Genomic DNA, 8,693 nt, shown 5'->3' on the forward strand with positions numbered 1-8,693 from the left:
CACCGGCGCGCCCTTGGTGCCGCTGCCGGGCCTGGCCGAGCGCAACTGGGGCGCGTGGGAGGGGCGGGACCGCGCGATCCTGATCCGCGACGCCACCCCGCCCGGCGGCGAGGGGCCGCAGGCGTTCCGCGCCCGCATCCGCGGCGCGCTGGCCGGCATCGTCCCGCCCCTGCCGGTGCTGATCGTTGCCCATTCCGGCACGGCGCGCGAAATCCACGCGGCCCTGACCGACGCCCCCTTCCGACGGCTCGGCAACGCCGAGGCGGTGGAATGGCGGCAGGACCGCGATTGTCGCTGGATCTGCACGAAACTGTCATCTGCGCTTTGACTTTCGCCGCTAGCACCCTTGCGAAACGGCAAAACCGACGAGGACAAGATGAAACCCCTTCGCCTTCTTCCCCTGCTGGCCGGCGCCCTGCTGGCGCAAGCGGCCGTCGCGCAGGATGCGCAGACGATCACCGTATACACCTCGCAGCCGCAGGACCAGATGGCCGCCGTGGTCGAGGCGTTCAACAAGGACCACCCCCAGATCAAGGTCGAGGTGTTCCGCTCGGGCACGACCGAGCTGATGGCCAAGCTCGCGGCCGAGTTCGCCGCCGGCCAGACGCCCGCCGACGTGATGCTGATCGCCGATGCGGTGGCGATGACGCAGCTCAAGAACGACGGCCGCTTGCTGGCCTATGCCGAGGCGCCGGTCGCCGGCATCCCCGAGGCGCTGGTCGACCCCGACAAGACCTTCTTCGGCACCAAGATGATCACCACCGGCATCATCTACAACACCGCCATGGTGGCCGAGCCGCCGCAATCCTGGGCCGACCTGGCCCGGCCCGAGGTGGCGAACAGCCTGATCATGCCCAGCCCGCTCTATTCCGGCGCCGCGGTGATCCATGTCGGCACCATGGCCCAGCAGCCGGAATTCGGCTGGGACTATTACGAGACGCTGGCCAAGAACGGCGCGGTCGCGGGCCAGGGCAACGGCACCGTGGTCGAGGCGGTGGCGCGGGGCGAAAAGGCCTATGGCATCATCATCGAATACATGGCGCTGAACGCCAAGGCCAAGGGCTCGCCCGTCGATTTCGTCTTCCCGGCCGAGGGCGTGTCCATCGTGACCCAGCCCGTCGCCCTCCTGAAGGACAGCGACGCGGTCGAGGCGGCCAAGGTCTTTGTCGACTGGCAGCTCTCCAGGGCCGCGCAGGAACAGTCGGTCGCCCAGGGCTATTTCCCGATCCTGGAAGGCGTGGCCCAGCCCGAGGGCTATCCCGACCCGGCCGGGCTGAAGATCCTGCCCGCCGACGCGGCCCGGATGCTGGCCGAGGACAAGGCCAACAAGGAAGCCTTCGCCGAGATCTATGGCGGCTGATCCGGCCCTGTCGCGGAACCTGCGGGGCGGCGAGCACCTGCTCGCCGTCCTTGTCCTCATCTGGGTGGGGGGCCTGTCGGTCTGGCCCCTGGCCCGGCTTTTCGTCGAGGCCTTCGCTGCGGGCGAGGACGGCCGCGCCTTCGGCCTGATGGCCGAGGTTCTGTCGGCGCGTGCGACGCGGCGGGCGCTGGTCAACACGCTCATGGCCTCGGCCGGGTCGGTGGCGGTGTCGCTGGTCCTTGGCGCGGCGCTGGCGCTGGCGACCGGGCTTTTCGCGCTGCGCGGGCGGGTGGCGATGAGCTTCCTGATCCTCACGCCCCTGCTGATCCCGTCGCAGACCCTGGCGCTGGCCTGGATCGAGATGTCGGGCAACAGTTCGCCCATCCTGCGCCCGCTTGGCCTTGCGCCGCCGCCGGGCACGACCAATCCGCTTTATTCCGGCTGGGGCATCGCCTTCCTGATGGGGATCGAGCATATGCCGCTGGTCTTCATCGCCATGCGCGCGGCGCTGACCGGCCTGCCGGCCGACCTGGTCGAGGCGGCGCGGGTCGCGGGCGCCGGCCGGGCGCGGATCGTCGCCTGCATCCTGCTGCCGCTGGCGCTGCCCGCGGCGCTGGCCGGGGCGATCCTGGCCTTTGCCGCGGCGGTGGGGAATTTCGGCGTGCCTGCGCTGCTGGGCATTCCGGGACGCTTCCCGATGCTGACGACGCTGATCTACCAGCGGCTGAACGGCTTTGGCCCCTCGGTCGCGGGGCAGGTGGCGGTGCTGGCGATGATCCTGGTCGCGCTGGCGCTGGCCGCGCTGGCGCTGCGCGCGCTGGTGCTGGCGCGGCTGGCGGTGCCGACGGGAAGCGGCGCGGCGATGCAGCCCTTCGACCCAGGCCGCGCCCGGCCCTGGATCGAGGCGGCGGTCTGGGCGGTCCTTGCGGTGATCGCGGTCCTGCCGATGCTGGCCCTGCTGGCGACGGCGCTGTCGCCCGCCCTGGGGGTCGAGCTGCGGCCGTCCACCCTGACCCTGCGCAATTTCGCCGATGCCTTCGCCAATCCGACCATCGTGCGGGCCTTTGCCAATTCGCTTCAGCTGTCGGTGGCGGCGGCGGTGCTTTGCGCGCTGGTGGCGCTGCCCTTTGCCTTCCTGCGGGTCATGGCGGGAAACCCGCTGGTCCGCGCGCTGGACTGGCTGGCCGACGGGCCTTGGGTGGTGCCGGGCACGGTGGTCGCGCTGGCGATGATCCTGACCTTCCTGCGCCCGCTGCCGCTGATCGGCTCGCTTTACGGCACCGGGGCGATCCTGCTCGTGGCCTATCTGGCGCGGTTCCTGCCCCTGATCCTGCGCCCGGTCCTGGCAGCGGCGGCGGCGATCGAGCCGGCGCAGGACGAGGCGGCGCGGCTGTTCGGGGCCGGCCCGGTCCGGCGGATGGCGGCGATCCTGGCCCCCGCCGTCCTGCCCGCGCTTTCGGCCGGGGCGATGCTGGCGGTGATGACGGCGCTGAACGAGCTGACGCTTTCGGCGCTGCTCTGGTCCAGCGGCAACGAGACCATCGGCGTCATGGTCTTTGCTCTGCAATACGAAGGCAACTCGACCGCCGCGGCCGCGGTTTCGGCGGTGTCGGTGGCGCTGGTTCTGGGGATGGCGCTGGCGCTGGACCGGCTGGCGCCGCACCTGCCGCGCGGCACGCTGCCCTGGCGCGGCTGACGATCCATCCGGGGAAAAACCTTGAGCGGCAGCGGCTTATGCTGTTTGCTCGGAAAAGGGTCGACAGGTTGGAGTGCCGGATATGGTCATGATCGACGAGTTCACCGATACCGCCGTGATGGTCGAGGCGGCAATATCGGGCCTGGTCCTGCCGACGAATGCGGTTCCGCCCGGTGCGCCGGCCGCGACCGCGCATCTCGACATGATGGCGACCAGCGCGCAAAGGGCATTGGTCTTCGAAGCCCTCATGCGCCTGCTTTGGGCGCTTGGCGAGACGGGCGAAAAACCGACAATCGCGTCCTTCGTCCGCTTTCGGCTGCTGAGTTTCGATGATCTCCTGTCCACGCAGCGGGACTATATGAGAAGGCTCGGTTTCTCGTATCAGGAAGGCAACTTCACGCGGCATATCCGCGTCCTGAACGCGGATGTCCATGTCGGCTTCGCGCTTTTGGAGAGCGAGGAAGGCAGTCTTTACAAGAAGATCAAGGCAAGCGTCACCTTTACCTCATCGGAACTGAGGCAGGCCCTGCTGAACGTGGTCGCGATCCTGGCGGCGGAGGCAATATTGTCTTCGCCGCCCGTTTCCGGCGCGGAGACCCTGATATTCAATCCGGGCGGCGCGAAATATGTCTGCACGATAGACAGCTTCATCACCGACGATTATGCCGGCGCCCTTGAAGATGCGGTCAGGACGCTGTCCACCACCGAATTCGCCTCGGAACAGCATGAGCGCGAGGTCTGGATGGCCCGGCAGATGTGCCTGGCGGCGGCAGGCCATCCGCCCGGAAGGATCGACGGGATAAGGGGCGAAAACACCCGGCTTGCCGAGGAGGCCTATTCACGGGAACATGACGACATAAGGATCATGTGGTCATCGCCGGTCTTTGCCCGGCATGTGCTGCAACATGCGTTCAAATCCCCGGATTACGCCCGGCAGATGGAATAGGCCCCGCCGGCCGGGGGCGTTTCCGCCCCGCAGGCCCGCATCCGCGCGCCGCCCGGCGGATCAGGCCGGCGCGTTCTCGCGCCTGAGCGCCGGCAGGCCGACGCCGGTGGCATCGAAGCCGCCGTCCACCGCCAGCGTCTGCCCCGAGACGAAGCTGGCCTTGTCCGAACACAGGAAGACGATGGCCTCGGCGATCTCGCGCGCCTCGCCATAGCGGTTCAGCGGGATGGCGTCGTAATAGGCCGAGATGATCTCGGGCGCATGCACCGCCGCCGCCAGCTTGGTCTTGACCGGGCCGGGGGCGACGCAATTGACGCGGATGCCCAGTTCGCCCAGTTCCGCGGCGAATTGCTTGGTCAGGTGGATCACCGCCGCCTTGGAGGTGCCATAGGCCACCCGCAGGGTCGAGGCGCGCAGCCCGGAAATCGAGGCGATGTTGACGATGGCGCCGCCGGTCCGGGCCAGTTCCGGCGCCGCGGCCTGGGTGCAGAGGAACACCCCGTCCAGGTTCGTCGCCATCACCTCGCGCCATTCCTCGAAGCTGGTGCGGCCCGCGCGGGAAAACAGCGCCACGCCCGCGTTGTTGACCAGCGCATCGACGCGGCCGAAGCCGGCCACGGTCTCGGCCATCATGCGCGCGACCTGGTCGGGGTCCGAGACGTCGGCATCGACCGCCAGCACGTTCTCCATGCCGTCCGCGACCCGGTGCAGTTCCTCGGTGTCGCGGTCGACCATGGCAACGCGCCAGCCCTGCTCCAGGAAGATCTCGGTGGCGGCCAGGCCGATGCCGCGGCAGCCCCCGGTGACGATGGCGGTTTTCATGGCGTTTCCCCTGTCGGTTCGATGATGAGTTCCAGCGTCACGCCGACGGGGTTCGCGCCCCGTTCCAGCGTGCCGCGCGCGATATGGCCGTGGACGTCCACGACCTCGATCGGGACATGCGCCGCGCCCTGGACCAGCCGCGCGCCGTCCAGGCGCAGTTCGGTGGCCAGGCAGTCCATGCGATGCCCCTCGGCGAAGCGGATATGGTCGATGCTGCCCACGCCGTGCAGCCGCGCCGTGGCGATGCCGTGCCGGGCGGCGAGGCTCTCGATGCCCGCGACCACGTCCTCGCCGGGCAGGATACGGGCGAAAAGGCCGGGGCCGGCGCCGCCGCCCTGCGGGGTGAACAGCGTGAAGGCGGTTTCCGGGTCGGGCAGGGCCTCGAACCAGGTTTCGGCCGCGCCGAGGCCCGAGACCGCCGCGTCCTCGGCGATGACGCAATCCAGGGGCAGCAGGTGGCCCATGGCGGTATCGCCTCCGCCCGACCAGATGCCGTGGCAATGCAGGAAGGGGGCGCCGTCCTTGCGGCCCACGCTGGCGGTGGCGCTGTCGATGGTCCAGCGGCCCGCGGGCGCATGGGTCGCGGAATACCAGGCCGCGTGCAGCCCGTCGGTCGACAGTGCCGGCAGCACATAGCGCATCGGTTCGCAGCGGACCCCCGCCAGCGACAGGACGCCGCCCTTGCAGCCGTGAGCGGCGAACAGATCGCCCACCGCCTGCATGACCGTCTGGCCCGCGCGCAGCCTGCCGTGGATGGGCCGCAGCGCGGCGCGCCGGGCCTGCACGCGCTCGGCCGCGCGGGGGCCGGGATGGACCATGTTCATGCCGGGGCCTGCTCCAGCAAGCCGCGCGCCTCCAGCTCCTCGCGGATCATCTTCTTGGTGATCTTGCCATAGGCCGATTTCGGCAGCGCCTCCCAGAACAGGAAGCGCTTGGGCAGCTTGTAGCGCGACAGTTTCGGGGCCAGGAATGCCGCCAGTTCCTCTTCGGCCACGGGGGTTTGGGCGACGCAGATCGCCCAGCCCACCTCGCCCCAGAGCGGGTCGGGCACGCCCAGCACCGCGACCTCGGAAATGGCGGGATGGGTCAGGATCTTTTCCTCGATCTCGCGCGGATAGACGTTCGAGCCGCCCGAGATGAACATGTCCGACTCGCGCCCGGTGATATACAGGAACCCCGCCTCGTCCATGTGGCCCAGGTCGCCGGTGCGGAACCAGCCGTCGCGGAACGCCTTCGCATTGGCCTGCGGGTTGCGGTAATAGCCGGCGAAGACGGCGGGGCCGATGACGCAGATCTCGCCGGTCTGGCCGGGCGGCAATTCGCGGCCCTGGTCGTCCTGGACCTGGATCTCGATGCCCGTCCGGGCATGGCCGCAGGTCCCGAGGCGGGTGGCAGGGCCGTCCTCGGCCTCGTGCAGATGCGCGGGCAGGACGGTGATGTTGCCGGTGCATTCGCCCAGGCCGAAATATTGCACCAGCACCTTGCCCAGGACGCGCAGCGCCCTTTGCTGGTCCACGCGATACATCGGTGCGCCGGCATAGATCACATAGCGCAGCGACGAGGTGTCGGCCGCCACCGTCGCCGGATGCTCGACCAGCAGTTTCAGGATGGTCGGCACGGTGAACATGGTGGACACCCGCCATTCCCGCACCAGATCCCAGACCTGCGCCGCGTCGAAACGCTCGGTCGGCAGCAGCACGGTCTTGACCCCCCGCGCCACCTGCGTCAGCTGATGCACGCCCGCGCCATGCGACAGGGGCGCCACGACCAGCGAGGCGTCCTCGCCCGTCAGGCCCGGCATCAGGTCGGCCAGGTGGTTCGTCACCACGAAGGCCATCTGGCCATGGGTCAGAACGCTGGCCTTGGGCCGGCCCGTGGTGCCCGAGGTAAAGAAGAACCAGCAGGGATCGTCGCGATCCACCACGGCGACCTGCGGGCGGCTTCCCCAATGCTCGGCGGTGATCGCCTGCACCGAGGGGCCGAAACCGGCCTCGCCGAAGACCAGCGTGGTCACGCCGCAGGCCGCCGCGTGGTCGGGGAATGCGGCGTTGCAGAACATCAGCGTCGCGCCCGAGGATTGGGTCAGCCAGGCCACCTCCTCGGGCGTCTGGCGGAAATTCGCGGGCACCCAGACGCCGCCGGCGCGCCAGGTGGCGAACATGGCCTGCATCATCTCCATGCAGTTCTGCGACTGGCACATGACCCGGTCGCCCTTTTGCAGCCCGAAGCGGGTTTGCAACGCATGGGCCAGGGCGTCTGTGCGGGCCTCGAACTCGGCCCAGGTCCAGCGCGCCTCACCCATGACCAGCGCGATGCCGTCGGGGTCGCGCCGCGCGGCCTGGGTCAGGAAGGTGGCAAGGTTCATCACCCTGGTCGAAACCGGGCGCTGGCCGCCGGCCGGGTCGATGGCGGGTTCCGTCATTTCACGCGCTCCAGGATCGAGCAATAGCTGGCGACCGCCGCGCCGCCCATGTTGAAGACCCCGCCCAAGCTGGCGCCCGGCACCTGCATGGCGCCGGCATCGCCGGCCAGCTGCATCGCGACCATGACATGCTGCGAGACGCCGGTGGCGCCGATGGGATGGCCGCGCGACTTCAGCCCGCCCGAGGGGTTCACCGGCAGCGCGCCGTCGAACCGGGTCACGCCGTCGCGGATGACGCGCCAGCCCTGGCCACGTGGGGCCAGGCCCATGGCCTCGTATTCGATCATCTCGGCGGTGGTGAAGCAGTCATGCGTCTCGACCAGCGCCAGGTCCATGATGCCGAGCCCGGCCTGATCGAGCGCCGCCGCCCAGGCCCGGTGCGGGCCGTCGAAGGCGATGGGATCGCGCCGCGACAGCGCCAGCAGGTCGCCGGCCTGGGCGCGGGCGCGAAAGCGGATGGCGCGCTGCAATTCCGCCGCCACCTCGGGCGCGGCCAGCACCAGCGCCGCCGCCCCGTCCGAGACCAGCGAGCAATCGGTGCGCCGCAGCGGCCCGGCGACGCGCGGGTTCTTGTCCGAGATGGTGTTGCAGAAGGCCAGGTCGAAGGGCTTTTGCATATGCGCATAGGGGTTGCGCATGCCGTTTTCATGGTTCTTGGCGGCGATCGTCGCCAGTTCCTCGGAACGGTCGCCGTGGCGCTGGAAATAGCTCTCGGTGATGCGGCCGAAGACGCCGGCGAAGCCGCCGGGGATCTCGCCCTCCTCGGGGACGTAGCTGGCGGACAGCAGGATGTCGCCGACCTGGTCGCCGGGGGTCGCGCTCATCTTCTCGGCGCCGATCACCAGGGCGACCTTGCCGCGGCCCGAGGCGATGAAATCCGCCGCCGCATACAGCGCGGCCGAGCCGGTGGCGCAGGCGTTTTCCGTGCGCATGAAGGGCACGCCTGCCAGTTCCGGCGTGCCCATGGCGACCAGCGCGCCCTGGAAATCCTGGCGCGAGAAGCCGTTGTTGTAGACGCCGACGAAGATGCCGTCGACGGCATCGGGCGGCAGGCCGGCATGGTCCAGCGCGGGCCGCGCCACCTCGGCCATCAGGGCCAGCGTGTCGGGCGCCTCGGACTTGCCGAATTTCGTATGTGCCCAGCCGACGATCAGCGGATCTGTCATGCGATGTTCCTTTTCGGTTGCGTGTCCAGCGCGGCAAGGCGGGCTTCGACCAGCCGCGCCTCGCGGTGCAGCAGGGCGGCCAGCTCGGCCTGCCGGGCCTCGCCCATGCGGTTCTCGATGGCGGCGATGGACAGCGCGCCGGCCGGCCGCCCGTCCGGCCACAGGATCGCCACGCCCAGGCCCCACGACCCCGGCACCACCCGGCCGGGGTTCAGCGCATGGCCGGCCGCGCGCGCCTGCGCCAGATCCTCGGCCAGGGCCGGGGCAAGGCCGGGGGCCAG

The 8,693-nt window shown here is 69.9% G+C and carries 9 protein-coding genes; 4 read left to right on the forward strand and 5 right to left on the reverse strand.

Features of this window, described 5'->3' with window-relative positions; all coding sequences use genetic code 11:
* The 4 genes from FE811_RS24370 to FE811_RS24385 form a co-directional block, all read left to right on the forward strand.
* A partial coding sequence (locus FE811_RS24370) for a histidine phosphatase family protein (RefSeq protein WP_140849100.1) occupies nt 1-328 on the forward strand: 328 nt, incomplete at its 5' end.
* A gap of 48 nt (nt 329-376) precedes the next feature.
* Entirely contained in the window at nt 377-1,360 is a 984-nt protein-coding gene (locus FE811_RS24375) for an ABC transporter substrate-binding protein (RefSeq protein WP_140849102.1), read from the forward strand.
* Nucleotides 1,350-3,056, forward strand: coding sequence for an iron ABC transporter permease (locus FE811_RS24380; protein ID WP_140849104.1), 1,707 nt, complete (start codon nt 1,350-1,352; stop codon nt 3,054-3,056). Before FE811_RS24375 ends, FE811_RS24380 begins: the two co-directional genes overlap by 11 nt.
* A gap of 88 nt (nt 3,057-3,144) precedes the next feature.
* Nucleotides 3,145-4,002, forward strand: coding sequence for a hypothetical protein (locus FE811_RS24385; RefSeq protein WP_140849106.1), 858 nt, complete (start codon nt 3,145-3,147; stop codon nt 4,000-4,002).
* A 60-nt stretch (nt 4,003-4,062) separates the two neighbouring features.
* Here the strand turns inward: FE811_RS24385 and FE811_RS24390 are convergent, their stop codons facing one another.
* The 5 genes from FE811_RS24390 to FE811_RS24410 form a co-directional block, all read right to left on the reverse strand.
* Nucleotides 4,063-4,824 (reverse strand): SDR family NAD(P)-dependent oxidoreductase, encoded by a 762-nt coding sequence (locus FE811_RS24390; RefSeq protein ID WP_072461212.1) that lies wholly within the window; start codon nt 4,822-4,824, stop codon nt 4,063-4,065.
* On the reverse strand, nt 4,821-5,648 hold the full coding sequence (locus tag FE811_RS24395) for a PCC domain-containing protein (RefSeq protein WP_140849108.1): 828 nt from the start codon (nt 5,646-5,648) through the stop codon (nt 4,821-4,823). Before FE811_RS24395 ends, FE811_RS24390 begins: the two co-directional genes overlap by 4 nt.
* On the reverse strand, nt 5,645-7,246 hold the full coding sequence (locus tag FE811_RS24400) for an acyl-CoA synthetase (protein ID WP_140849110.1): 1,602 nt from the start codon (nt 7,244-7,246) through the stop codon (nt 5,645-5,647). Before FE811_RS24400 ends, FE811_RS24395 begins: the two co-directional genes overlap by 4 nt.
* On the reverse strand, nt 7,243-8,412 hold the full coding sequence (locus FE811_RS24405; RefSeq protein WP_140849112.1) for an acetyl-CoA acetyltransferase: 1,170 nt from the start codon (nt 8,410-8,412) through the stop codon (nt 7,243-7,245). Before FE811_RS24405 ends, FE811_RS24400 begins: the two co-directional genes overlap by 4 nt.
* The coding region (locus FE811_RS24410; protein WP_305034199.1) for an IclR family transcriptional regulator C-terminal domain-containing protein at nt 8,409-8,693 on the reverse strand (285 nt) is incomplete at its 5' end. The genes FE811_RS24410 and FE811_RS24405, both read right to left, overlap by 4 nt.

Origin of the sequence: Paracoccus sp. FO-3, from assembly GCF_006386455.1 — a bacterium.
Taxonomy (GTDB): Bacteria; Pseudomonadota; Alphaproteobacteria; order Rhodobacterales; family Rhodobacteraceae; genus Paracoccus; species Paracoccus versutus.